Raw genomic sequence first — 24130 nt, 5'->3', positions numbered from 1 at the left:
ACCGGCCACACTGGCCATGCAAAACGCCCTTTGGGGCGTTTTTCATTCTATTTGAACCCACTCCTCCATTAACACAGGCGCCATGCCATGACGGATTACAGCAAACTGGCCCGGGCATTGATTCATCTGCGGGCACAATATGACAACTGGCGTACCCTGCCTGAATCAACGCCTGCGCTTATCCGCGAGGCAGTGCAGGAGTCAGTCATCCACCGCTTTGAAACAGCGTGGGATGCCCTCTGGAAAGGGCTCAAACGCTACTTGCAGGATGAAGTGGGGCTGGCCGAAGTCCCCAATGGCCCTAATCCCATCCTGCGCCTGGCCAATGAAAACCAGCTGCTGCCTTCCTCCATTGATGAATGGTTGTATTACGCCCGCCTACGGGTGCAAACGGCGCATGACTACAGCGAACAGAAGGCGCAAGAGGCCCTTGAGGCAATGGCGCGTTTTATTGCAGATGCTGAGAAACTGTTTTCAGTGCTGACCGGAACAACACCTGATGCTTATTCGCCCACAAGATAGGGACACCCTCATCCGCCTCTTGAAAAGCCACCTCCCTGATACGGAGATCTGGGCATTTGGTTCCCGCGTAACCGGCAAAGCCCACCCCGGATCAGATCTGGATCTGGTTGCCATGAGCGATAATGAGCAGGCGATTTTTCTTGCCCAGGAAGCACTGGAAAACAGTGCTCTGCCTTTTCGTGTGGACTTGCTGAGTTGGCCAACCCTTCCCCCCACAATGCAGGAAAATATTTGTCAACACCATGAAGTTTTAATCCCCGCACCAGAAAGGAACCCCCATGACTGACTTGAAACGCAAAGCACTGGATTATCACCGCCTGCCCCGCCCGGGCAAGATTGAAGTTGCCCTGACCAAGCCCTGCGAAACGCAGGAGGACCTAAGTCTGGCCTATACGCCCGGTGTCGCCCAGCCGGTGCTGGAGATCGAAAAGGATCCCCTTGCTGCCTACGAATACACCAACAAGGGCAATCTGGTGGGTGTCATCTCCAACGGCTCGGCCATTCTGGGCCTTGGCAACCGCGGTGCACTGGCCTCAAAGCCGGTGATGGAAGGCAAGGCCATGCTGTTCAAGCGCTTCGCCAATGTGGACGCCTTCGACATCGAGATCGACGCCCCCACGGTCGAGGCCATGGTAGAGACCGTGGCGCGCATGGCGCCCACCTTCGGCGGCATCAATCTGGAAGACATCAAGGCGCCGGAGTGCTTTGAGGTGGAGCGCCAGCTGCAGGAAAAGCTGGACATTCCCGTGTTTCACGACGATCAGCACGGCACCGCCATCATCGCCGCGGCGGGCCTGCTCAACGCGCTGGAGATTCAGAGCAAGACGCTGGAGGAGAGCCGTATCGTCTGCGTGGGTGCCGGCGCGGCCGGTATTGCCATTCTGCAGCTGCTGCTGGCACTGGGTGCGCGCAAGGAAAATATTGCCCTGGTGGACTCAAAGGGCGTGGTGCACAGCGGTCGTGACGACCTGAATCCCTACAAGGCCGAATTCGCACTGGATACCTCGCTGCGCACGCTGGAAGATGCGCTGAAGAATGCCGACGTCTTTATCGGCGTATCGCAAAAGGACCTGCTCAAGCCGGAATGGCTCAAGACCATGGCACCGAAACCCATCGTGTTTGCCATGGCCAACCCCGACCCGGAAATCCGCCCGGAAGTGGCGCTAGCCGCACGGGACGACGTCATCATGGCCACGGGTCGGTCGGACTACCCCAATCAGGTCAATAACGTCCTCGGCTTTCCGTTCATCTTCCGCGGCGCGCTGGATGCACGCGCCAGCGAGATCAACATGACCATGAAGATCGCCGCCGTCAAGGCCCTGAGCGAACTGGCGCGTCAGCCGGTGCCACAGGTAGTACTGGATGCCTATGGGCTGGAATCCCTCGAATTCGGCCCCGACTACATCATCCCCAAACCCACCGATCCGCGTCTGCTCGACGTGGTGCCCAAAGCGGTGTACGATGCCGCCGTGGCCAGCGGCGTTGCCCGCATCTGACCGGCGGCAGGCGGAACCGTGAGCCTGCCCTTCCGCCTACTGGGCACATAGTTATTTTCAAGCTTTTAATCAGGAGGGGCTTGAAGACTTGAAAAAACGCGCTCAAAATCCAGCGCCAAGGGACACGGCAGCTGATCAAACCGGGCGGTTTCTTCCATGAAATCGCCCAACTTGTCATAGGTGCGGTCACGGAGCTGGAAAATCTTGGCGCGGCCATCTTCCGGATAGGCCAGCACGTAATACAGAACCTTTTCCTGCTCGTACAGCTGACGCTTCACCCCTTCGTCCCGCCGCACGGTGGAGGGCGAGACCACCTCCACGACGATTTCCGGTGCATGGAGCAGATACTGCTCATGCTGACGCTTGCAGGTGACCACCACATCCGGACGCAGCACCGTCTCTTCACTGAGTTTCCAATCTACTTCATGAAGCACTTGACACTGCTGGCACTTTTCCAGTTGATTGCGAAACTGAAACAAGATCTCACCGGCTATATGCTGATGCTTCAAGGTTGGCGCCGGCGACATGGGCACCGGCACGCCTTCAATCAGTTCCCAGTCACCGGGCCAGGCGGCATAATCAGCATAGGTATAGCCAAGATCAGACAGCTTTAAGGCGCCCATGGTTTTCACCTCCCCTTTAAGGCATGGCGCTATCTTAATGCCATTGCACAATATCTTCGAGGGGCTGGCGCGTCTTGGGTTTCGCTTCATTGACGCGGTAGCCGAAGGCGCACATCACGCTGATACGGAACTCTGTGGTGTCGATGCCGAAGTCGCTGGCGAGCAGTTCATTGACCGCATCCATCTTGAAGCCTTCCACGGGACAGCTGTCCACGCCCAGGCTGGCGGCGATGGTCATCATGTTGGCCAGGGCAATATAGGTCTGCTTGCTGGCCCAGTCAAACATGGCGCGCTCCGATTCGAGCAGATGGAAATCCTCTTCCTGAAAGATGCGATAAAACTGTTCACGCTTCTGAATATGTTCTTGCGGAAGATGATGAATGTCGCGCATCATGTGCTGAATGTAGTCACTGTCATAGCGCATGCTCTTCGCCGTGCGCGCCAGAATCAGCACAAAGTGGCTGGCCGTGCGCAGGGTATTCTGCGCACCCCAGGTGATCGGCAGCAGCTTCTCGCGCAGCGCGGGCGATTGCACCACCAGAAACTTCCACGGCTCATAGCCAAACGAGCTGGGGCTGAGGCGTCCTGCCTCCAGAATGGTTTGAAAGGTCTCCTCCGGAATCTTTCTGTTTTCGTCCATCACCTTGCAGGCGTGGCGAAAGTGCATTACATCGAGGGCCTGAGAATCGGTACAGAATGTCATGGTTTCGCTCCTTTGGGATTGTTGCCTACAACAAGTCTATTCAGACACCGCTAAAGAATGAACCTTTTTCTCACCCCCGGCGACCCAGGGGGCCGATCTGAAACAGCTGGCCGAGCAGCTGGTCGGCAAGCAGGAATCCTCGCAACATGGCACACCCCCGCGATCCGTGAAGGGGGCCGCACCGTCAGCGCGGGACAGCGCACCGCAGCAGCCCACTCGCGCCCACATCAGCCCGGCATCGCCATTCAGGAGGAGGGTGCCAATGTGAAGAAGGAAAAGGGCGTGGAAGACGTGGAATAGAGCGCCCTACCCCATACCACGGCTGACTCAGGTCAGCCGACAGTTTTAGCGAGCATCTGGCGCGATAAATCAGCCAGTCCTTGGAAAGCAGCCAGCACACGCTGTAACTACTCCACCGTCACCGACTTGGCCAGATTGCGCGGTCTGTCCACATCGGTGCCGCGCAGCACCGCCACATGGTAGGCCAGCAGCTGCAGCGGAATGTTCAGGGTAATGGGGGCGGTAATGCGCCCCACGTGGGTCGCCGCCGGCACCACCTCGAGACCCGGCTCCGACGCAATGCCGGCACGCTCGTCGGCAATGATAATCATGCGCCCGCCGCGGGCGCGCACCTCCTGCAGGTTGGACTTCAGCTTCTCCAGCAGGTCATCGGCCGGCGCAACCGCCACGATGGGCAGATTTTCATCTACCAGTGCCAGCGGGCCGTGCTTGAGCTCGCCAGCCGGATAGGCCTCGGCATGAATATAGCTGATCTCCTTGAGCTTCAGGGCCCCTTCCATGGCGATGGGATAATGGGTGCCGCGCCCAAGAAACAGCGCATTGTGTTTGTCCACAAATATCCGCGCCAGCGCTTCCAGCTGCGGCTCATGCACCAGCGCCCCTTCGATCAGGCGGGGCAGCTTTTTGAGTCCGGCTACGATGCGGGCTTCCCGTTCGGGTGACAACCGCTGCTGCACTTTGCCCAGCGAAACCAGCAATAGGGCCAGTGCCACCAGCTGGGTAGTAAACGCCTTGGTGGAGGCCACGCCGATTTCCGGCCCGGCATGAGTGAGCAGGGTCAGGTCCGCGCCACGGGTCAAACTGGATTCCGGCACATTACAGATGGCCAGCATGGGCAAATTGAGTCCCTGGCTGTCCCGTTCCGCACGAACCTGCTCCATAGCCGCCAGCGTGTCCGCCGTCTCCCCCGACTGACTGATAAACACAAACAGGGTATTGTCCTGCAGCACCGGGTTGCGGTAGCGGAATTCGCTGGCCACTTCGGCCCCACAGGGCAAGCGCAGGATATCTTCCAGCCAGTAGCGGGCAGTGAGGCCGGCATGATAGCTGGTACCGCAGGCTACGATCTGCACCCGCTCCACCTCGGCAAACACGCTGCGCGCCTCGGGGCCAAACGCTTCCACCAGCACCTGATCACCGGCAATGCGTCCCTCCAGCGTATCGCTCACTGCCTGCGGCTGCTCGTGAATCTCCTTGTGCATGAAGTGGCGATGCCCATCCAGCTCCACGGCGCACAGCGACAGGGAAGAAGCCTTGACCGGCCGCTCCACCTGAGCGCCGGCGGCATCGTAGATAGCGAGTGCATCACGGCGCAATACCGCAAGGTCTCCATCGTCGAGAAATATGAATTCCTGCGTCACCGGCAGCAACGCAGAGACATCGGAGGCAATGAAGTATTCGCCGATGCCCACGCCGATGACCAGTGGACTGCCGCACCGCACCGCCACCAGCGTTTCGGGGTCATCGTTGGCGATGACACCCAGCGCATAGGCGCCTTCCAGTTCACGCGTAACCGCCTGCACGGCCGCCTTGAGATCCCCCCCATGCGCGCTCAGCGCCGCATCCACAGCGTGCGCGATGACTTCGGTGTCCGTATCGGAGGTAAAGCGATACCCGGCCGCGCGCTGCTGTTCGCGCAGGGTCTGATAGTTTTCGATAATGCCGTTGTGCACCACGGCCACCCGCTGGTTGCACACGTGCGGGTGGGCATTCTGCTCAGCGGGCACCCCGTGGGTCGCCCAGCGGGTGTGGGCAATGCCAATCTGACCCGAGAGCGGCTCCGCCTGGAGCTTCTCTTCCAGCGCGGCAATCTTGCCCACGGCGCGGCGGCGTGCAATCCGACCCTGAGCATCAATAACCGCCAAGCCCGCCGAGTCATAGCCACGGTATTCCAGCCGCCGCAGCCCTTCCAGCAAAATGGGCACCACATTGCGCTCGGCGATGCCGCCTACAATTCCACACATGATTACCCCCTCAGAAAGGCAGCTTGATGCCACCCGGCAGGTTCACGCCACCTGGCAGTTTCTGCTTGAGCTGGGTCTTCAACAGACTGTCCAGCTGCTTGTCCAGATCGGCCACCTGCCCCTGCGCGCCTAGCAATGGCTGCAATTGCTGCATCAGCTGCTGATTTTCGCCCAGCGCCCGCTTCATCAGCTCATCCTTCAACTGGGCCTGCACCGCCTTGAACTCGCTCTGCAGCACCGCCTGCAATGCCTTGCTGGCATACTTGTCCAGATCCGTCTTCACCTGAATTTTCGGCGCGGTCAGACTGCCGGACACCGCCACCCTGATATCAAACGCCTTCAGACTTTGCAGTACCGGCTTGAGATAGCGCTGCACTTCGGGCGACTGCGCCTTGAGCAGATCCATGGACACCTGCTCAAAGTGCGCGCCCACTTCGCCCTGAATCTTCTCCCAGGAGATTACATCAACCTTGCCGTTGATGGAGGCCGCCGCCTGCTTCATCGCCAGCGCCAGCGTGGGCGACTCAAACAGCTTCAGGTCGCTGAAACGAATGTCGACACCCTCGAGCAAAGCCTTGAGCTGGGCCAGCGACGGATTCTGCAGGTCAAGCACACCCTTGACCACCACCGGCTTGTCGGCTGCTTTGTGACGGAAATCCACCTCATAACCGGTGGTCACGCCATAGAGTGCCTGATTGAGGGTGACATTGTCGGCACGGGCCTGCAGCTGGCCGCTGGGCAGCTGACCATCCAGTGTAAACAGGCGCACCAGCACGTCCTGCGCCGGACTGGGCCCCTGGTCGGGCTTGTGCGCCGTCCTCGCCTTCAGACGCTGCGCCCAGCCGGCGCCCACCTGCAGATATTGCGCCAGCGTGCCGCCAATGAGGGTCTGCACCAGATTGCTGGCCCCGGTAATATTAAAGCTGTATTTCTGCTGCAGACGGCGGAGATCCTTCTGCGGCAGTGACTTCAACTGCGCCAGCTGTCGTTTCAGGTCGTTCACCTGGGCAAGCAGCTTTTTCGCCTGCTCCAGTTTCTGCTTCTGCTTTTCGATGTCCGCCTTGATGGCCTGAATCTCCTGCAGCGCCTGCGGATTGAGGCCGCCCTTCTGCAGGCTACCCAGCTTCTGCTGATACTGCTTGATCACGTCGGCGGACGGCAGGCTTTTCTGAATGCTCTGCCACTGTTTCTGCAGGTCCGCAATCTGCTGCTTGAGCTTTTCCGCCTGCTCCAGCGTCTGCAGCTTCTCGTTTTTCAGAATGGTCTGCGCATCGGGCACCTTCAGATGGTCAAAGTCGGGCAACCCCTGCGCCGCCAATGCCTTGGTCTTGATTACCAGCTGATCGGGCTTTTGGGTGACCTTGCCGGGGGTCTTGCGCGGTTGATGGAGCTTCACGCCATGGACATCCACCCGTTCCAGAATGGGCTTCATGTCATGCTGGAGAGTGGCGATGATATCGGGATCGCCATACACGCTTGCGATGGTGGCCAGGTTTTCCTGTGGCTTTTCCGGGTTGGTCAGCTCAATGCCTGAAACCGTGGCTGCGATGGGGAACAGGTGAATGTCCACATCAGCCACATTCACCTCCGCGCCCCAGTTCCTGCTGCCTTCCTGCTCGATCTTCTGCTTGACGATGGGCGGTGCGATCAGCTTGACGCCGATGACCACCACCGCGGCCACAATGGCCAGCACGATGAGAAAAATCTTAAGGGCGCTGCCCTGTTGCCTGTTCATGTCCCACTCCTCTGATCCAAGTCGTTTATATCTGCCGCCTTATTATGCTCGAGATGCATACAGATCGGGCACATCCGCTGGCGGCTTGCGCCAGCGCTTGTAGCTCCACTGATACTGCGACGGCGCAAGTCGCACGCAACGCTCCACCGCTTCGTTCAATGCCCGTGCCGCCACATGCGGCTTGCCATGGGTCAGATCCGGTCCGGGCAGATAGTGCAGCCGATAGCCCTGCGCATCCGGCAGGCGCTCCATGAAGGCCATGATAGTGGTGGCACCACTGCGCTGCACCAGCTTGTGCGCCAGCGTCATGGTGCGTGCCGGGCGGCCGAAAAAGTCGGCAAACACATAGCCGCTGTCCGGTGCCTGATCGGGCAAAATGGCGGCGATCTCATTGCGCTTCAATGCCCGCAACAGCGCGCGCACGCCGGTGACATCGGTCGGCACCAGCCTGGCACCGCTGCGCTCGCGCCCGGCGCGCATGAAACCATCGATGCCAGAAAAATAGGGGGGCTCGTACATGGAGGTGGTGGGATAGTGTCTGCCCAGATACCAGCCCAGCAGCTCCCAATTGCCCAGATGCGGCGCCAGCAGCAGCACACCCTTCCCTGCCGCCAATGCGACATCCATGTGCGCCTGCCCCTGAATGTCCACGATGAGAGGCTCCATCCGGGCTGCCTCCCACTGCCACATGGGGCCGAATTCTGCCGCGGTCCTGCCCAGTTCAATGAGCGCTTCGCGGGTGGAGATCGGCTGCTCCAGTTGCGGGTTGACCCAGCTCAGATTGCGCTCGGTAATGGCGCGCGCCTCATTGGGCACGGCATTGAGCAGCGCACCCAATCGTTCGCCGAAGCGATGCACTGCGGCCAGATCCCTGCGCGCCAGCCAGCGGGCCGTGCGCAGAAACAGGCCGCTGACCAGCCGATCCTGCCACGCTTTAACCGCCAAGGAGTCGGCCTCCCTGATTGTCGTCCGCAATCAGCGGCTGCATGGCACGCCACAGGTTGGCGAACAGGTGGGGATTGCGCTGCTCTTCGGCATGCAGCAGCTGCTTGAAGTGCTCGCGCTCGGTGGGCTTGCTGTAGCAGGCAGGGCAGTTGTCGGGAATGACGGGCAGGTTTGCCTGTTCAGCGAAGGCACGGCACTGGTTCTCGCGCACGCGCACCAGCGGGCGAATAATGCGGATATCGCCCTCGTTGTTGAGATAGTGGGCCTTCATGGTGCGCAGGTCGCCGGAATGAAAGGCGCTCATGAGAAAGCTTTCTGCCAGATCGTCCAGATGCTGCGCCAGCGCCAGCACGTTGTAGCCTTCGCGTCGGCAGACGGTGTAGAGAATGCCGCGCTTCTTGCGTGCACAGAAGCTGCAGAAGGAATCCCCCTTCATCTGCTGTTCGGCCTGGGCAATAAAATCCTCGCCGTGGTAGAAATAGGGCACGCCCAGTTTGGCCAGATAGTCCTTGAGGGGCGAAGGGTCAAAGCCGGGAATTTCCGGGTCCACGGTGCAGGCCGCCAGCTCAAACTTCACCGGCGCGTGGCGCTGCAGATGCTTGAGCACCGCCAGCAGTGTGAGCGAATCCTTGCCGCCGGACAGTCCCAGCAGAATGCGGTCGCCCTCGCGGATCATCCCGAACTGCGCAATGGCCCGCCCCACCGGCTTGAGAATCGCCTTGGGCGGTTTGGGCGGGGTGAAATCGGCGTCGTGCAAAGGGGGGTCCCCGACTTTTTCACAAACGGTTTTTTCGAGGGGTTTCATTGTGCCGCCCATGGGCTAAAAAGGCCAGTTCTTGTAGATGATAAAGGCCCCCATGAACACCAGGAACACGGCAAATACGCGTCGCAGCGTGGCCTGATTCATTTTGTGGCTGATGTGGTGCCCCAGCCAGCCGCCGGCGATGCCCACGGCTGAAATCAGCCAGATCACTGTCCAGTCCACGGAAAGATGCAGGCTTTCGAGCACATGCAGGTATTCCCAGAAGCCGGCAAACGACTTGAGGGCGATGATCACCAGCGAGGTCCCCACGGCCAGACGCATGGGCAGCCCGCCCAACAGCACCAGCGCGGGGATAATGAGAAAGCCGCCGCCTACGCCCACCATGCCGGTGACCGCGCCCACCACAAAGCCGTCGATAATGATCTTCCACCACGCCCGCGGTTCATGGGGCGCCTCATCGTTCAGCTTCAGCGGTTTCCACATCAGATAGGCCGCCGACAGCATCAGCGCGGCGAAGATTAGCATCTGCAACTGTGCAGACACGAAATGCGCCGCCCACGCACCGGCCACGGCACCCGCCATGCCCGGGGGTGCGAACCACGCCAGCGTGCGCCACGAGATAAGCTTCTTGCGCCAGTAGGGCAGCGCGGAAAAGAGGGAAATCAACCCGACGATCATCAGCGAGCCGGCGATGGCCACCTTGGGATCCTGGCCCACCAAATAAACCAGCACCGGCACAGTCAGAATGGAGCCGCCGGAGCCCAGCAGACCCAGACTCAGGCCAATGGCCAGTGCACCAATCCAGGTAAACAGACTCATGCCTTTCTCCTCAGAAAAACACCGGATTCAATGTGATGCGTATAGGGAAACTGGTCGAACAGGGCCACATCCACCACTTCGTGGCTTTGGCGCAGGGTAACCAGATCCCGTGCCAGCGTCTCTGGATTGCAGGATATGTAGATGACATGCTCGAAGCGTGCTGCCAGCGCCCGCGTCAATTCATCCAGCCCGGCACGGGGCGGGTCCACCAGCAGGGTGGAGAAGTGGTAATCCCGCAGCGGCACCTGCTTCAAGGTCGCCGCATTCTGATGCAAAGCCTCGCTCACCTGCTCGGCAGATGCCTTCACCACCGCGATATTTTCTACCCGGTTGGCGGCCAGATTCCAGCGCGCCGAGCGAATCGAGGCGCCGGAAATCTCCGTCATCAGCACCCTGGGAAAGTATTCTGCCAGCGCGATGGAGAAATGCCCATTGCCGCCATACAGCTCCAGCAAATCGCCCGCTTCAACCTGTTCGGCACAGCGCCGCGCCCAGCCCAGCATCTGCCGCGCCACCTGCGCGTTGGGCTGGGAGAAACTATTTTCAATCTGCTGGTAGGTGAAAGTATGGCCGTCCACCTCCAGCCGCTCCACCACATAGTCGCGCTCCAGCAGAATCTTCTGCTTGCGGCTGCGGCCAATGATGCTGTCGATGGGCAGATGCGCCTTCAGCACTTCGGCGCAGGCGATCCACTCCTCATCCAGCGGCTTGTGGTAGATCAGCGTCACCAGCATCTCGCCGCTGAGGGTGGAGAGAAAATCCACCTGATACAGCTTGCGGCGCAGGAGCAGCTCCATGAGAATCACCTGACGCAAGGGCTCCATCAGCTCGGCGATGGGTTCTGCGGCAATGGTGCAGGTATCGATGCGCTGCGGGTTTTTCGGATCGCCCGGCGGGAACATCACATAGTAGCTGTCATCCCCCTCGTGCCAGACGCGAAACTCGATGCGTTGACGAAAGTGCGCGAGCGGCGAAGGAAAAACGCGCACGTCCGTGGGCGCCACGCCCAAAAGCGCGCTCAGGCGCGCCTGCTTGTCTGCCAGTTGCGCTTCATACAGCGCCGGATTCGCCTGACACAGCTGCATGACACCCTCTCTTCACCCATAAACGCGTCATTATACGCTGGCACCGCATCACTTTCCGCTTCAGCGGGGCCGTGCCTGGCACCGCCTTCACCCCTGGGCCATGGTCTGAAATCTGAAAGTATCATCCAGCGGCTCGATTTACCCGCCCGTATCGGGCATACTACTGCCTGACTGCCCGCTGCTTTACCCACGGCGGAATCAAAGCCCCTCATCACTTTAGACAGCAAACGACCCATGCGCATCCGGCCTCTACCAACCCTTCTGCTGAGCACGGCCCTGATTGCTGGTGGAGCCTGGTGCGCACCCGACAAGTTCCCGCCCATTGCAGATGCGCTGCCGCCCACCTACACGGGACCCGTTTTCCAGCGCAACATGGACTATCCCAACAAGCAGCCGCCCAAGGATGCCCCGTGGGAAAGCATTGATGTACGCAAGCAGCCACGGGAATACGTGGCTGCGCTGTGGCGTTATCTCATGGCCGGCATGAAGCAAGCCGATTACATTCCGGGGCAAAACCGCGTGCACAGGTGGTATCACATGCCCTGGCATCACACGGGCCGTCGTGCGCGGGAAGCCACCCATGGTCTGAGCCGGCAGGCAGATATTCAACCCTTCGACCTGAGCCCGAACCAGACAGCGCCTCAGCAGAAGTGGGAGCTGACCTTTTTCAACGCCACCATGGCCTGGCAGCAGGGACGCCTGTGGCAATCCGGGCAGCCAGACCTGCGCTATGCAGAAATGCCGCCCGGCACCCTGGTGGCCAAATACATCTTCGTCACCGGCGACGACACGCAGCTGCCCATGCTCAAGGGCGCCCCCACCTGGCAGGCACATATCAACTGCACCATCAGGCGCGATGGGCAAAAGTGCCTGCGCCCGGTGCGGCTGATCCAGATCGACATTGCCGTGCGCGACGAACAGGTCAGCGACACCACCTCATGGGTAATGACGACATTCGTGTACGACCGCAACAAAAACGCAGCCGATCCATGGCAACGCTTTACACCAGTGGGCATACAGTGGGGCAACGATCCGGGCATCACCCCTGCCGACATTCAGGCCGGAAGGACACTGCGTGAAACCGTCATTTTCAACGATGCACCCGCCTATGCCTTAGCACGGCTCGGCTGGGCCGGGCGGCTCAACGGCCCTACGGACAAACGTGGCTCGGCCTGCCTCAGCTGCCACGCCACCGCCAGCTGGCCGCCGCCATCCAGCCTGACGCCGTCACCCAAGGCGCCGGATCACATCAAGCTGCACTGGTTCCGCAACATCAAGCCGGACGAGCCCTTTGAACCCGGCCGCGTGCCGCTGGACTACTCGCTACACCTCATGAACGCCCTCAAAAACGTGGCGCGGGAAGGCGAGCCGATCCTGACCGGCACGCCAACCCTTAAGCACACTCCTTGGAAAGCGCAAAAAGAGACAATGCCTTCTGCGCTCGCCCGTTAGCCTCCCCTTGAATAGGCTACACAATCAGCCGAACAGCACCTGTAGTATAAAAGGCAAAGGTGAGACACCTGCTCACGACCCCGGCCAGCGCACAGACATGCCCCTGACACCGTCTTGCAAAGAACGCACTTTCAGCGCAATGTGTCATATATCACACAGCAAACGAACATCTGCCCGCATAATACGCGCCTCGACAAAGGACATATGAAAAACTTCATATATGAAAATTATTCACTGCCCGCTCAACCTGACGCCCGCACAGGCACACTTTCTGCAGCAGCTGCAGCAGCGCTTTGCACAAGCGTGCAATGCGGTGGCGGACATCGCCCATCGGCACCAGGTCACAGCACGGGTCGCGCTGCACCATCTCGCCTATGAAACAATACGCAGCCAGTTTCCCGATCTGGGCGCGCAGCTGGCCTGCAACGCCATCTACGCGGTGGCGCGGGGCTACAAGCAGGCACAAAAGGTCAAGGTGGCGCTGCGGCTCCCGGATGACACGCAGCCCATTCTGCGCTTCTCCCCAACCGCACCGGTATTCTTCGATCGCCACACCCTGACACTCAAACCAAACGCCCTCTCGCTCTATACTCTTGAAGGGCGGCTGCAGTTTCAGCTGGATGTCTCTGAGGATGTGATCGACACCCTGCGCGCAGGTCAAGTGAAGGAAGCCATCCTCCACGGCGACGGTTCACGCTATCAGCTGTCGTTCTATCTGGAAGCCAAGGACCGCAGCATGCCAGGGCATCTTCTGCCGGAAGTGCACGACCACACCCTCTATCTCAATGTCGACTCACAACCCCGTATTCAAGCGGTATAAGGTGAAGGACTTACCATGACACAACCCAATCCTGCCAATCCAAACGACGCCCGCTCCGAGCTGGCCGAAATCCTGCTCTCCATGAAACGCTACTTCTGGGGGGTGGGCATTTTCTCCTTCTTCATCAACCTGCTGATGCTCACCGGCCCCCTGTACATGCTGCAGGTGTACGACCGCGTGCTGGCCAGCCGCAACGACATGACGCTCATCGCCCTGACCATTCTGGTGGTGGGGCTGTTTTTACTGATGGCGCTGCTGGAATTTGTGCGCTCGCGGGTGCTGGTGCGGGTGGGTGCCGCCATCGAGGCCAAACTCAACAGCCGCGTGTTCGATGCCGCCTTCGAGGCCACCCTGCGCCGCGGCGGTGCCAATGCCCGCCAGGCGCTGAGCGACCTGACCCAACTGCGCCAGTTCATGACCGGCAACGGGCCATTCGCCTTTTTCGATGCCCCCTGGTTCCCCATCTACATCGCCGTTATCTTCGTGCTGCATCCGTGGCTGGGCTGGTTCTCCATCGCAGCCGCACTCATTCTGGTGGCGCTGACCATCTGGAACGAAGTGAGCACTAAAAAGCCCCTTGCCGAGGCGAACAGACTGGCCAATCAGGCCACCAACTTCGCCCACAACAACCTGAGCAATGCCGAGGTGATTGAGGCCATGGGCATGCTGGATGCCCTGCGCGCCCGCTGGAAGCATCTGCATGCCAAACATTTGGTGGAACAGGCGCGTGCCAGCGACAAGGCCGGCTTCATTACCAGTCTCACCAAATTCGTCCGCCTCACCTCCCAGTCCCTGATTCTCGGCCTGGGCGCCTATCTAGCCATCCGCAATCAGATCACTCCCGGCGAAATGATCGTCGGCTCCATCCTGATGGGCCGCGCACTGGCGCCACTGGATCAGCTGATCGCCAACTGGAAAGGCTTCACCCAGGCGCGCCTGGCCTACCACCGCCTGAAAAAGCTGCTGGCTCAGTTCCCGAAAAAGCCCGAGCAGATGCCCTTGCCCGCACCAAAAGGACTGGTCAAGGTGGAAAATGTGGTGGCGGTGCCCCCCGGTGGACAGGTCCCCATTCTGCGCGGCGTCAACTGCGGCTTCGCGCCCGGCACCATTACCGCCATTATCGGCCCCTCCGGCTCAGGCAAATCCACCCTGGCGCGCCTGCTGGTGGGCGTATGGCCCTCCCACGGCGGCAAGGTGCGCATCGACGGCGCCGATGTAGCGCAATGGGACAAGTCAGAACTCGGTCCCTACCTCGGCTACCTGCCGCAGGATATCGAACTTTTCGACGGCACCATCGCTGAAAACATCGCCCGCTTTGGCGAGATCGACCCGGGCAAGGTCGTGGAGGCAGCCCAGCTTGCGGGCGTGCACGAGATGATCCTGCACTTCCCCAAGGGCTACGACACCCCCATCGGCCCCGGCGGCGCCGCCCTCTCCGGCGGTCAGCGCCAGCGCATCGCGCTTGCCCGCGCCATCTACGGCGATGCCCGCATCATCGTGCTGGATGAGCCCAACTCCAACCTGGACGATGCCGGCGAACGCGCCCTATTGACCGCCCTGCAGCACCTGAAAGAACAGAACCGCACCGTGGTGGTCATCACCCACCGCACCAACATCCTCAAGGTGGTGGACAACATTCTGGTGATCCGCGACGGCGTCAGCCAGGCCTTCGGTCCGCGCGAACAGGTGCTGCAGGCCCTGCAGCAACAGCAGCAACAGACCTCTCAAAAAAGCGCATAAGGATCAGAACCATGCAGAAAAACAGCGCGCTCAACCCCACAACACAGCCAGACACCCCCGCAAAGCAGGCAGAAAACACCGCAGCCGAGACGCAAGGCGCCGCGCCAGGGGCGGAAAACGCCCCCCACGAGGCGGAAGTGGAAACGAAAACCGGCGCGGAAAAAAATCAGGCGTCCCCCCCTCTGCCGGACACCCAGGACAAGCTTCCCAAGGCCCGCAAGGTGGAGGATGAGCCTGAGCATGTGACCCAGGCCGAACACCACCTGCCCAGGGAAGCGCACCGCTTCATGCGCATCGGCCTGCTGATGCTGCTCATCCTCTTCGGCGGCTTTGCTTTCTGGGCCGCCACCATGCCGCTGGACGCCGGCGTGCCGGCGCCGGGCACCGTCATCGTCAAGGGCAAGCCCAAGGTGATTTCCCACCTTTATGGCGGTACCGTCAAGGCCATCCATGTGCAGGACCTGCAGCCGGTCAAGCAGGGCGAGGTGCTCATCGAGCTGGACGACACCCAGGCCCGCGCCGACTACGACAGCCTGCTCAAGCAGTATGTGGCCGCACTGGCGGAAAAGTCCCGGCTGGAAGCAGAGCAAAAAGGTCTGGACCATATCGACTTTCCGGAGGAGCTCAAGCAATACGGCGCACAAGGGGAGGCCGACCTGCAGATGGCCCATCAGCAGGCCCTGTTCGCCAGCCGCCGCGCGGCCATGCAGGCCAAGCTGAACGTATATCGCCAGACCGAGTACAGCGCCAAGGCTGATGCAGAGAGCAAGCGGGAACAGCTCAAGCTGGTGGAGGAGCAGCTCAAGGGCATGAAGTCTCTGGCGGATGAAGGCTATGTGGCCAGGGACAAGTATCTGGAGCTGCAGCGCCGCGCACTGGAACTGCGTAATGCCATTGCCCGCGCCGAGGATCAGGCGCGAAATGCCCACCTGAACGCGCAAAACGAAATCGAGCAGGCGCGCAAGGAAGTGGCCACCCAACTGGCAGAAACCAGCCAGAAATTAGCCGTGCTGCGGGAAAAACTGCTGGCCGCAAAAGACAAACTGGACGCCATGGTCATTCGTGCACCGGTCAGTGGCCGCATCAATGCGCTGAATGTGCATACCATCGGCAGCGCCATACGCCCCGGCGAGCCGCTGATGGAGATTATCCCCGGAGGTGCGCCGCTAGTAATTGAAGTGCATGTGCCCTCCAACATGATCGACCGGGTCAAACCGGGTCAGAAAGCGGATGTGCAGCTGCAGAACTATGCCATTGATGCCCCGGTTGCCATTGAAGGCGAGGTGGTCTCCGTATCAGCCGACCTGATCAAAACCAAGGATACCAACACGCCACCCTACTACATCGCCTATGTGGTCCTAACTGAAAAAGGTCGCAATGAACTGGGCGCAGACAAGCCGCTGATGCCAGGCATGCCCGCCTCAGTGGTGATCAAGACCGGCGAACGCACCCTGCTGGAATACATCGTCCACCCGCTGCTGCGCCGCATTCACATGGCGCTGACGGAGGAGTAAGCATGAAACGCACCGCACGGATCGCCCTCGCTATCGCCGGCCTGCTGAGCACAGTCCCCGGCCAGGCACTTACGCTCCAGCAGGCATTTGAACAGGCACGGGACTACGATGCCCAGCTAGCCGCCGCGCGCGCCGCCGCCGCAGGCGACCAGGCGCGGGCGCGGATCGCCAAATCCCGCCTGCTGCCGCAGGTTTCCGCAAGTCTTACGGCAGGAAAGCAGTGGACCAGCACCCACTACCTGAGTGGCCTCTATCCAGACAGCCATGACGAATATGAACCACTCAACTGGAGCCTCAATGCCCAACAGGCCCTCTATGCTCCAGCTGACTGGCGCGACTGGAAGAAGGCCGAAGCCAGCGCCCGCTCCAGCGCGCTGTGGGTCAAGGCGCAAGCGGACGACCTGCTCGCCCGCGTCATCAAAGCCTATGTGCAGATCGTCAACGCCAAGGCACAGATCAAGGTGGCGCAACAGGACGAGGCGCGTTACGGGCAGGTGCTCAAGCAGGCCGAAGCGGCCTTCGCCCAAGGACAGGGCACCCGCACCGACATAGACGACGCCCGCGCCAAGCGCGATCAGGCACACGCCGAACGGGTCAGGCGGCAGGGGGAACTGGCGCTGGCGCTCAATCAACTTGCTCTGCTGACCGGCAAGCCGGTGCAGGCCGACGACATCCAGCCGCCGCCGCGCGCAGAGACCCTGGCAGAACAGGTGCTCAAGCATCCTCTCGATTTCTGGAAAAAGACGCAACAGCGGCATAATCCAGAAATTCACGCCATGCAGGCCCAGATCGACGCCGCCACGCTGGAGGTAAGCCGCCAACAGGCCGGCCACCTGCCCACCGCAACCGTCTCGCTGAGCCGCCGCAAGAACAAAAGCGACTCGGAAACCACCATCGGGCGCGAGTACGACACCACCAGCGCGCTGATTCAGGTGAGCATACCCCTCTACAGCGGCGGCGGCGTCAGCGCCAGCGTGGACGCAGCGCGAGCCGATCTACAGCAGACCCGCGCCCGCTATCAGGCGCGCCTGCGCGAGCTCAACCAGGCACTTACTGACAGTTATCTGCGCATCGTGCACCTGCGCGCCCAGCTGGCCGCGCTGCTGCAGACGCGCCATTCCGCCGAACAGGCGGTAGCCGCCACGCAGAAAGGGCTCGCCGCCGGCACCCGCAACACCATCGACCTGCTCAACGCCCAGCAGGATCTCAGTCAGGTCAACGGCCAGCTGGCGGACACTCGCGCCGCCCTGCTGGTGCAGATCGGCCAGCTCTATGCGCTGGTCTACCCGGCGAACCAGGCCCTGTCGCAACTGCTGCAACTCAACTCAGACGGAGAATAGAACCATGCCCATTGCCATTGTCGGCGCCGGCCTGAGCGGCTGCGTCATTGCCCATGAACTGGCAGACGCCGGCTTCCAATGCGAAGTGTTTGAAAGCCGCGACCATATCGGCGGCAACTGCCATACCCAGCGCGACCCCGATACCGGCGTGATGGTGCACACCTATGGCCCGCATATCTTTCATACCGACAAGGCGGATGTGTGGGCCTACATCAGCCGCTTTCTCGAGATGGTGCCCTATCAGCACCGCGTCAAGGCCACCGTCAAGGGCGAAGTCTACAGCCTGCCGGTCAACCTGCACACCATCAACCAGTTCTTTCACAAGGCCATGCGCCCAGACGAGGCACGCGCCTTCATTCAGGCACTGGCCGAGCCCATGGAAAACCCGCAAACCTTCGAACAACAGGCACTGGCGTTTGTCGGTAAGGACCTCTACGAAGCCTTTTTCAAAGGCTATACCACCAAGCAGTGGGGCATGGCGCCGGATCAGCTGCCCGCCAGTATTCTCAAGCGGCTGCCGCTGCGCTTCAACTACGACGACAGCTACTTCAACCATCCATGGATCGCCATTCCCAAGGAAGGTTACACCCCCCTGTTTGAAAAGTTGCTGGATCATGACAACATCCACGTTCACCTCAACCATCCCTTCACGCCAGCGCAGGCGAAGGACTTCGAGCATGTGTTCTATTCCGGCCCGCTGGATGCCTGGTTTGACTACCGCCACGGGCGGCTGCTTTACCGCACGCTCGATTTTGAAAAGCAGATCCTGACCGATACACAGGACTATCAGGGCATCGCCGTCATGAATTATCCGGATGCGAACATTCCCTACACCCGCATTACCGAACACAAGCATTTCGCCCCATGGGAACAGGATCGCCACCGGGGCACCGTGATCTATACCGAGTTCAGCCGCCACTGCGAAGAAAACGACATCCCCTACTATCCGGTCCGTCTGGCACAGGGTCAGACGCAGCTTGAAGCCTACCAGACGCTGGCCCGGGAAACCGAAGGGGTCACATTCATCGGGCGGCTGGGCACATTCCAGTATCTGGACATGGATGTGACCATTGACCAGGCGCTGAAAACCGTTCACACTTTCATACAACAACACTAAAGGAGTAAGCAATCATGGCAACCATCAACATCGACGGCAAGAAATACGACCTGGACAGCCTGCCGGAAAACGCCAAATCCCAGCTGAGCATGCTGCAGGCGGCCGAGAACGAACTGCGCCAGCTGCAGCAGAAAACTGCCATTGTGCTGACCGCCCGCAACGCCTACGCACAAGCGCTGAAAGCAGAGCTAGAAAAGACCGACGCCACGGACACCCAGACCGCCGCAGCCATGGAAGACAGCGGCACCATTCAGTTCTAATCAGTCCGGACATTCCGCCGCTGGGAGGACAGACGCATGGTCATGAGCACCAGCTGGAGCGAACTGCAGCTGCATGCCGATACCGACAGCCGCTATGACGGCGTGGTGTATGTGTCCAACCGACAGGAGTACATCGCCGGCAGCGGTGCGCTGCTGTTCGACGGCCGTGCCATCCTCACCGCCGCTCATGTGGTGCGCCACGCCCCCAGCGGCGACATCGAAGTGCGCTTCGAAACAGCCGCCGGCGTCGTATGGCGCAAGGCCACACAGGTCATCATCGACCCCAGCTACGATGCCACCAATTCTCTGCACGATGCGGCGCTGATCATTCTCGATCAACCCGCACCGGCGGCGGCCGACCGCTACCACCTCTACCGCAGTAACGACGAACTGGGCAAGACCTTCACCATGGTGGGCTATGGCGATATCGGCACCGGCACCACCGGCGCGATGTCCCAGTCTACCCCCTACCGTCACGACGCGCAAAACACCTTCGACACCACCGCCACCCAACTCAAAAATGCGCTTGAGAGCGCCATGGCATGGACGCCCCACGGGGACATGACGCTGGTGGCCGACTTCGACGACGGCAGCGTTGCCCACGACGCCCTGGGCCGCCTGATGGGCCTGTACAACACCGGCCTCGGCGCGGCGGAAGGGCTCATCGCCCCCGGCGACAGCGGCGGGCCTGCCTTTATCAACGGTCAGATTGCGGGCGTGGCCAGCTACGTCACCTCACTGGCCAAAGCGGGCATCACTCCCGATGTCACCCCCTATCGTACCGATGCATCCTTTGGTGAAATTGCTGCATGGACCCGTGTAAGTAACGAACAGCAGTTTATCGATCAGGCGCTGCGCCAGAGCTGGACGGATGCCCCCCATGCGCCCGCTCAGGTGAAAACAGTCATCACCGAAGGCAATGCCGGCCAGATCACCACCGCATGGTTTCTGGTGAACTACAGCGGCACCGTCACCGCCGATCAGCCGGTTGAAGTGAAATACACCACCCTCGACGGCACCGCCACAGCGGGGCAGGACTACATCGCCACCCAAGGAACCCTGGTGTTCTATCCCGGTGAGCAGGCCGTGCCCATCCCGGTGGAGATCATCGGCGACGACATCCCCGAAAGCAACGAGACCTTCTATCTGAAAATCTACGACCCTGTCGGTGGCACCTTTCCCGACGGTGCTACAGAATTGATCGGCATGCGCACCATCCAAGACAACGATGCGGCACTTTGAAAGCGCCGCGAGGAGTTGGTAAGCGGCACTTTGAAAGCGCCGCGTGAAGTTGGTAACCGCCTGCTTACATCATCATATCGCCACTGTCGCCGCTGTCGGAGGAGGCCACGCCTGCAAGCTGCACCGTTGTTGTTGTTTCCGCCTCAAGGTGTTCGCCGCTGTCGCCGCTGGGCACGCCTGCAAGCTGCACCGTTGTTCCCGCCTCAAGGTTTACCCCCAGCGCTTCCGCTAAGTTGTTAACCTGCACCTGGGTCAGTCCCAGAGACGCGGCCTGCAGATAGATCACATCCGGCGTAGAAGAATAGGCCTGCAGGTAATTGTACACCTCGCTTTCCGGTATCCCTATCTGCTCCAGGTTCGCCAATACCGTTTGGGCATCGGTATTTGAATAATCCAGACCCATGTAACTTGCCAGTGCCCCGACATCCGCTGCACTAAAGCCGAATTGCGCGGCAAGCGAATAGGCCACCTGCGGCGATGAGATATGATCCATCAGAAATGTCTTCACATCATTTTGCGAAATGTTAAAAACGGACAGATAGGCCAGCAAATCACTCGGCGTAACATTCATTGTCACCCCATAGTGCGCCGCCAGTGTCATGATTTCATCCTTACTCAATCCCGCCTGAGCGGCCCCCTGCATCAGCACTGTAGGATTATTCTGATTTTCCAGAATATAGGTCTGAACTATAGTTTCATCAAATCCCTGCGCCTGCAACCTCGCAAGTACGCCTTCAACATCAATCATAACTCCCTCCTGTATGGCAATTGCGGATTGGAAAACCATCGCCATATGAATGGCGCTGAGCGGCTCGACTTAATGCAGCGCACTGCCAGCTCAAGCCCTTGCTCTTTTCACAATTTCTTTATAGTTATTTTCCAACGAACGGTCAAGCCCCAAATCTGCTGTAAATTCCCTTCAGCAGGTTTGACATTGCTCCGGTCTCAGTGATCAATACCGACCACCTTATCCGTCTTTCGCTCGGAAGCCTGTTGCGCTTCCCACCATTCGTTAATTTGAGCCGTCGGCGGTATTTCTTCGGCAAGGCCATCACCGCCAGGGCGTCTTCCAACCCTTCTTCCAGACAGGCCACTGCCTTGGGGGCTGCATTTTCCATCTCCTCTATCAGGGCATAGGCCTTTTGTCGTGCTTCCTGTGCCGTCTCCGCTCTGAAGATGCGCTTGAGCCCTTCTGTCATGGCCGTTTTGTGTTGAGCTGGAGTATGGGTGAGCACATTGCGCTGCCCCAGCGCCTTCATCATCTTTCCTGGCGATTCAGCATGATCGCCGCTCACCAGAGATGCACGTGGTTGGTCCTCAATACGTAGGCGTAAACCTGGCAGCCCGCCTGGCCGGCAGAAACCTTCAGCCAATCGAGATAGAAGCGGTAATCCTCTTCCGCCACAAAGCAAACCTGGCGGTTGTTGCCACGCTGGATCAGGTGTAATGGCGTGTTGGGCAACACGACACGTCGGCGGCGCGGCATATGGCCTCCAACGGCAAGGGGGATGCGTATTCTAACTGGAAACCATGGTCTGTCCCCTTTTATTTGCAGAAACCGCTTAATAAACGTGGTCTGTCCCCTATTATTCTGAACAGATTGCCTTTTGACATGGCGGGGCGATACCCATTGAGAATGTCCAGCGGCGCAATCGGCCCTGCGGGTGCGACATAGGCGGGCTCCAGCAATTTATCTTCGGCGATTAACGCGCATACAGATTGCAAGTCGGGACACGAAATTGGCCAGTGCGCTAGTAAAAAAAACCCCATCCCGTTTGTTACGGAATGGGGTTGGAAGGGTTTGCCCCCGGTGTTCTGGGGGCTTAGGGCTTTATTCTCCGGAACGGATTTTCAGCCTTGGCTTTGGTTGGTCAGACAACTGTAAAGCCGTTTGCACCGTCTGCAATGATCGATGTAACACCAGCCAAAGCAATCGTGTAAGCAACGTACTGGCCATCTTGTTCGTTGTCTGCAGCGTACGTCAGAATGCCATTGGCAAAATGCCATTCACCAGCAGCATCTACATAGGCAGCTGACTCTACAGCGACTCCATTCAGAACATCATCTGATGAATTTGCAGTTATCTGAGCATCCAGGTTTAGCTTGTCACCTGTAGTCAAACCACGCAGGAACAAGCCGCCATCCTGAGTTCCATCGACCACAAAAGTTTCAGCTGTAGCAGCATTGGCAGTCACATCATGGTTGCCAGTGCCGTTCAGGTTGACAGTCGTCACACCAGAGGTACCCAGTATCACCTGTACTGCATTGTTTGAGTCGGTAGAACCCAGGTTCAGGATCGTATTGCCGCCAATTGCTGAGATGTCACCATAGTTGCCGGCACTATCGAGAGTCAGCGTGTCGCTGCTATCGAACTTGATCGCGTTCGTGCGCAAGCTGTCAGCTTGCGTAATAGTCAGCGTTGCTTTATTGTCTGATGCATCAAGTGTAACGCTAGCGCCTCCCAGTGCAACCGTAGAATAGTCGCTATGCTCCAGAGCAGCCAGCGCAGAACCTTGACCAGTCACAGTCAGCGCATCGTCGGCAGCGAACGTGGTCTCATTCGTGCGCACGCTGTTAGCTTGCGTAACACTCAGCGTTGCTTTATTGTCTGATGCATCAAGTGTAACGCTAGCGCCTCCCAGTTCATCCGTAGCATAGAGGCTATGGTTCAGAGCAGCCAGATCATCACCTTCTCCATCCAAGGTCAGCGCATCGTCGGCAGCGAACGTGGTCTCATTCGTGCGCACGCTGTTAGCTTGATCAACAGTCAGCGTTGCTTTATTGTCTGATGCATCAAGTGTAACGCTATCGCCTCCCAGTTCATCGGTAGCATAGAGGCTATGGTTCAGAGCAGCCAGATCATTACCTGCACCAGTCACAGTCAGATCATCGTCGGCAGCGAACGTAGTCCCATTCGTGCGCACGCTGTCAGCTTGATCAACAGTCAGCGTTGCTTTATTGTCTGATGCATCAAGTGTAACGCTATCGCCTCCCAGTTCATCAGTAGCATAGAGGCTATGGTCCAGAGCAGCCAGATCATTACCTGCACCAGTCACAGTCAGATCATCGTCGGCAGCGAACGTAGTCCCATTCGTGCGCACGCTGTTAGCTTGATCAACAGTCAGCTCTGCTGCATTGTCTGATGCATCAAGTGTAACGCTAGCGCCTCCCAGTGCAACCGTAGCATAGAGGCTATGGTCCAGAGCAGCCAGATCATCACCATCACCAGTCACAGTCAGATCATCGTCGGCAGCGAACTTGGTCCCATTCGTGCGCACGCTGTCAGCTTGATCAACAGTCAGCTCTGCTGCATTGTCTGATGCATCAAGTGTAACGCTAGCGCCTCCCAGTGCAACCGTAGAATAGTCGCTATGGTCCAGAGCAGCCAGATCATCACCATCACCAGTCACAGTCAGAGCATCGTCGGCAGCGAACTTGGTCGCATTCGTGCGCACGCTGTCAGCTTGATCAACAGTCAGCGTTGCTGCATCGTCTGATGCATCAAGTGTAACGCTAGCGCCTCCCAGTGCAACCGTAGAATAGTCGCGATGGTTCAGAGCAGCCAGATCATCACCATCACCAGTCACAGTCAGCGCATCGTCGGCAGCGAACGTAGTCCCATTCGTGCGCACGCTGTTAGCTTGATCAACAGTCAGCTCTGCTGCATTGTCTGATGCATCAAGTGTAACG

General features: G+C 59.5%; 23 protein-coding genes. 11 read left to right on the top strand and 12 right to left on the bottom strand.

What is annotated here, in order from left to right; genetic code table 11:
- Positions 1-87 precede the first annotated feature (87 nt).
- From BUQ81_RS08425 to BUQ81_RS08415, 3 genes are read left to right on the top strand one after another with little or no spacing between them, the layout of a single operon-like run.
- Positions 88-522 carry a nucleotidyltransferase substrate binding protein gene (locus BUQ81_RS08425; RefSeq protein ID WP_074201972.1) on the top strand — a complete coding sequence of 145 codons (435 nt, stop codon included), beginning with the start codon at positions 88-90 and terminating at the stop codon, positions 520-522.
- The gene (locus tag BUQ81_RS08420) at positions 500-808 is read left to right on the top strand and encodes a nucleotidyltransferase family protein (protein WP_074201971.1); all 309 of its coding nucleotides are present in this window, start codon (positions 500-502) and stop codon (positions 806-808) included. Before BUQ81_RS08425 ends, BUQ81_RS08420 begins: the two co-directional genes overlap by 23 nt.
- Entirely contained in the window at positions 801-2018 is a 1218-nt protein-coding gene (locus BUQ81_RS08415) for a malic enzyme-like NAD(P)-binding protein (RefSeq protein ID WP_074201970.1), read from the top strand. Before BUQ81_RS08420 ends, BUQ81_RS08415 begins: the two co-directional genes overlap by 8 nt.
- A gap of 65 nt (positions 2019-2083) precedes the next feature.
- Here the strand turns inward: BUQ81_RS08415 and BUQ81_RS08410 are convergent, their stop codons facing one another.
- From BUQ81_RS08410 to trmA, 8 genes are all read right to left on the bottom strand, one after another.
- Positions 2084-2641 carry a Uma2 family endonuclease gene (locus tag BUQ81_RS08410; protein ID WP_074201969.1) on the bottom strand — a complete coding sequence of 186 codons (558 nt, stop codon included), beginning with the start codon at positions 2639-2641 and terminating at the stop codon, positions 2084-2086.
- Between the two features lie 34 nt (positions 2642-2675).
- A complete protein-coding gene (locus BUQ81_RS08405) occupies positions 2676-3344 on the bottom strand; it encodes an NAD(P)H-dependent oxidoreductase (RefSeq protein WP_074201968.1) in 669 nt (222 codons plus the stop codon).
- A 407-nt stretch (positions 3345-3751) separates the two neighbouring features.
- On the bottom strand, positions 3752-5608 hold the full coding sequence (gene glmS, locus BUQ81_RS08400) for a glutamine--fructose-6-phosphate transaminase (isomerizing) (protein ID WP_074201967.1): 1857 nt from the start codon (positions 5606-5608) through the stop codon (positions 3752-3754).
- A 10-nt stretch (positions 5609-5618) separates the two neighbouring features.
- Positions 5619-7343, bottom strand: coding sequence for a TIGR03545 family protein (locus tag BUQ81_RS08395; RefSeq protein WP_074201966.1), 1725 nt, complete (start codon positions 7341-7343; stop codon positions 5619-5621).
- Positions 7344-7385: 42 nt separating this feature from the next.
- Complete coding sequence (locus tag BUQ81_RS08390; protein ID WP_074201965.1) at positions 7386-8288, bottom strand: lysophospholipid acyltransferase family protein; 903 nt, start codon at positions 8286-8288, stop codon at positions 7386-7388.
- Complete coding sequence (locus tag BUQ81_RS08385; protein ID WP_234947430.1) at positions 8278-8964, bottom strand: tRNA 2-thiocytidine biosynthesis TtcA family protein; 687 nt, start codon at positions 8962-8964, stop codon at positions 8278-8280. The genes BUQ81_RS08390 and BUQ81_RS08385 overlap by 11 nt, the downstream gene beginning before the upstream one ends.
- Positions 8965-9108: 144 nt before the next feature.
- Complete coding sequence (locus tag BUQ81_RS08380; protein WP_074201964.1) at positions 9109-9870, bottom strand: sulfite exporter TauE/SafE family protein; 762 nt, start codon at positions 9868-9870, stop codon at positions 9109-9111.
- The gene (trmA, locus tag BUQ81_RS08375; protein WP_074201963.1) at positions 9867-10955 is read right to left on the bottom strand and encodes a tRNA (uridine(54)-C5)-methyltransferase TrmA; all 1089 of its coding nucleotides are present in this window, start codon (positions 10953-10955) and stop codon (positions 9867-9869) included. The genes BUQ81_RS08380 and trmA overlap by 4 nt, the downstream gene beginning before the upstream one ends.
- A 234-nt stretch (positions 10956-11189) precedes the next feature.
- Here trmA and BUQ81_RS08370 point away from each other — a divergent pair, with 234 nt between their 5' ends.
- The 8 genes from BUQ81_RS08370 to BUQ81_RS08335 all read left to right on the top strand — a co-directional run bounded on the left by BUQ81_RS08370 (position 11190) and on the right by BUQ81_RS08335 (position 20440).
- On the top strand, positions 11190-12407 hold the full coding sequence (locus tag BUQ81_RS08370) for a hypothetical protein (RefSeq protein ID WP_074201962.1): 1218 nt from the start codon (positions 11190-11192) through the stop codon (positions 12405-12407).
- A gap of 220 nt (positions 12408-12627) precedes the next feature.
- Positions 12628-13227: a hypothetical protein gene (locus tag BUQ81_RS08365; protein ID WP_074201961.1), complete on the top strand. Its 600-nt coding sequence runs from the start codon at positions 12628-12630 to the stop codon at positions 13225-13227.
- Between the two features lie 15 nt (positions 13228-13242).
- Positions 13243-14967: a type I secretion system permease/ATPase gene (locus BUQ81_RS08360; protein ID WP_074201960.1), complete on the top strand. Its 1725-nt coding sequence runs from the start codon at positions 13243-13245 to the stop codon at positions 14965-14967.
- 11 nt (positions 14968-14978) lie between these two features.
- Positions 14979-16481, top strand: a complete 1503-nt coding sequence (locus BUQ81_RS08355; protein WP_074201959.1) for an HlyD family type I secretion periplasmic adaptor subunit — start codon at positions 14979-14981, stop codon at positions 16479-16481.
- A gap of 2 nt (positions 16482-16483) precedes the next feature.
- The gene (locus BUQ81_RS08350) at positions 16484-17821 is read left to right on the top strand and encodes a TolC family outer membrane protein (RefSeq protein WP_074201958.1); all 1338 of its coding nucleotides are present in this window, start codon (positions 16484-16486) and stop codon (positions 17819-17821) included.
- A gap of 4 nt (positions 17822-17825) precedes the next feature.
- The gene (glf, locus tag BUQ81_RS08345; RefSeq protein WP_074201957.1) at positions 17826-18938 is read left to right on the top strand and encodes a UDP-galactopyranose mutase; all 1113 of its coding nucleotides are present in this window, start codon (positions 17826-17828) and stop codon (positions 18936-18938) included.
- Between the two features lie 14 nt (positions 18939-18952).
- Entirely contained in the window at positions 18953-19198 is a 246-nt protein-coding gene (locus BUQ81_RS08340) for a DUF6447 family protein (protein WP_074201956.1), read from the top strand.
- A gap of 42 nt (positions 19199-19240) precedes the next feature.
- Complete coding sequence (locus tag BUQ81_RS08335; protein ID WP_159432284.1) at positions 19241-20440, top strand: Calx-beta domain-containing protein; 1200 nt, start codon at positions 19241-19243, stop codon at positions 20438-20440.
- A 64-nt stretch (positions 20441-20504) separates the two neighbouring features.
- On the opposite strand, the gene BUQ81_RS08330 is transcribed toward BUQ81_RS08335, so the two are convergent.
- From BUQ81_RS08330 to BUQ81_RS08745, 4 genes are all read right to left on the bottom strand, one after another.
- Positions 20505-21188, bottom strand: coding sequence for a hypothetical protein (locus tag BUQ81_RS08330; RefSeq protein ID WP_074201954.1), 684 nt, complete (start codon positions 21186-21188; stop codon positions 20505-20507).
- A gap of 142 nt (positions 21189-21330) precedes the next feature.
- Entirely contained in the window at positions 21331-21702 is a 372-nt protein-coding gene (locus BUQ81_RS08800; protein ID WP_200770576.1) for a transposase, read from the bottom strand.
- Between the two features lie 29 nt (positions 21703-21731).
- Positions 21732-21926 carry a transposase gene (locus tag BUQ81_RS08320; RefSeq protein ID WP_074201952.1) on the bottom strand — a complete coding sequence of 65 codons (195 nt, stop codon included), beginning with the start codon at positions 21924-21926 and terminating at the stop codon, positions 21732-21734.
- A 385-nt stretch (positions 21927-22311) separates the two neighbouring features.
- Positions 22312-24130, bottom strand: a 1819-nt coding sequence (locus BUQ81_RS08745) for a beta strand repeat-containing protein (RefSeq protein WP_159432283.1), incomplete at its 5' end; no start/stop codon positions are given.

Source organism: Sulfurivirga caldicuralii (assembly GCF_900141795.1).
In the GTDB taxonomy this organism is placed as follows: domain Bacteria; phylum Pseudomonadota; class Gammaproteobacteria; order Thiomicrospirales; family Thiomicrospiraceae; genus Sulfurivirga; species Sulfurivirga caldicuralii.
This window is presented reverse-complemented; position numbering and strand designations above follow the sequence as displayed.

What these genes read in the sequence shown, in the direction of transcription:
- glf (WP_074201957.1), top strand. Translation starts at nt 17,826, where the DNA reads ATGCCCATTGCCATTGTCGGCGCCGGCCTGAGCGGCTGCGTCATTGCC.
- BUQ81_RS08335 (WP_159432284.1), top strand. Translation starts at nt 19,241, where the DNA reads ATGAGCACCAGCTGGAGCGAACTGCAGCTGCATGCCGATACCGACAGC.
- BUQ81_RS08320 (WP_074201952.1), bottom strand. Translation starts at nt 21,926, where the DNA reads ATGCCGCGCCGCCGACGTGTCGTGTTGCCCAACACGCCATTACACCTG.
- BUQ81_RS08370 (WP_074201962.1), top strand. Translation starts at nt 11,190, where the DNA reads ATGCGCATCCGGCCTCTACCAACCCTTCTGCTGAGCACGGCCCTGATT.
- BUQ81_RS08800 (WP_200770576.1), bottom strand. Translation starts at nt 21,702, where the DNA reads ATGATGAAGGCGCTGGGGCAGCGCAATGTGCTCACCCATACTCCAGCT.
- BUQ81_RS08330 (WP_074201954.1), bottom strand. Translation starts at nt 21,188, where the DNA reads ATGATTGATGTTGAAGGCGTACTTGCGAGGTTGCAGGCGCAGGGATTT.
- BUQ81_RS08405 (WP_074201968.1), bottom strand. Translation starts at nt 3,344, where the DNA reads ATGACATTCTGTACCGATTCTCAGGCCCTCGATGTAATGCACTTTCGC.
- glmS (WP_074201967.1), bottom strand. Translation starts at nt 5,608, where the DNA reads ATGTGTGGAATTGTAGGCGGCATCGCCGAGCGCAATGTGGTGCCCATT.
- trmA (WP_074201963.1), bottom strand. Translation starts at nt 10,955, where the DNA reads ATGCAGCTGTGTCAGGCGAATCCGGCGCTGTATGAAGCGCAACTGGCA.
- BUQ81_RS08355 (WP_074201959.1), top strand. Translation starts at nt 14,979, where the DNA reads ATGCAGAAAAACAGCGCGCTCAACCCCACAACACAGCCAGACACCCCC.
- BUQ81_RS08415 (WP_074201970.1), top strand. Translation starts at nt 801, where the DNA reads ATGACTGACTTGAAACGCAAAGCACTGGATTATCACCGCCTGCCCCGC.
- BUQ81_RS08425 (WP_074201972.1), top strand. Translation starts at nt 88, where the DNA reads ATGACGGATTACAGCAAACTGGCCCGGGCATTGATTCATCTGCGGGCA.
- BUQ81_RS08365 (WP_074201961.1), top strand. Translation starts at nt 12,628, where the DNA reads ATGAAAATTATTCACTGCCCGCTCAACCTGACGCCCGCACAGGCACAC.
- BUQ81_RS08360 (WP_074201960.1), top strand. Translation starts at nt 13,243, where the DNA reads ATGACACAACCCAATCCTGCCAATCCAAACGACGCCCGCTCCGAGCTG.
- BUQ81_RS08380 (WP_074201964.1), bottom strand. Translation starts at nt 9,870, where the DNA reads ATGAGTCTGTTTACCTGGATTGGTGCACTGGCCATTGGCCTGAGTCTG.
- BUQ81_RS08350 (WP_074201958.1), top strand. Translation starts at nt 16,484, where the DNA reads ATGAAACGCACCGCACGGATCGCCCTCGCTATCGCCGGCCTGCTGAGC.
- BUQ81_RS08410 (WP_074201969.1), bottom strand. Translation starts at nt 2,641, where the DNA reads ATGGGCGCCTTAAAGCTGTCTGATCTTGGCTATACCTATGCTGATTAT.
- BUQ81_RS08385 (WP_234947430.1), bottom strand. Translation starts at nt 8,964, where the DNA reads ATGATCCGCGAGGGCGACCGCATTCTGCTGGGACTGTCCGGCGGCAAG.
- BUQ81_RS08420 (WP_074201971.1), top strand. Translation starts at nt 500, where the DNA reads ATGCTTATTCGCCCACAAGATAGGGACACCCTCATCCGCCTCTTGAAA.
- BUQ81_RS08340 (WP_074201956.1), top strand. Translation starts at nt 18,953, where the DNA reads ATGGCAACCATCAACATCGACGGCAAGAAATACGACCTGGACAGCCTG.
- BUQ81_RS08395 (WP_074201966.1), bottom strand. Translation starts at nt 7,343, where the DNA reads ATGAACAGGCAACAGGGCAGCGCCCTTAAGATTTTTCTCATCGTGCTG.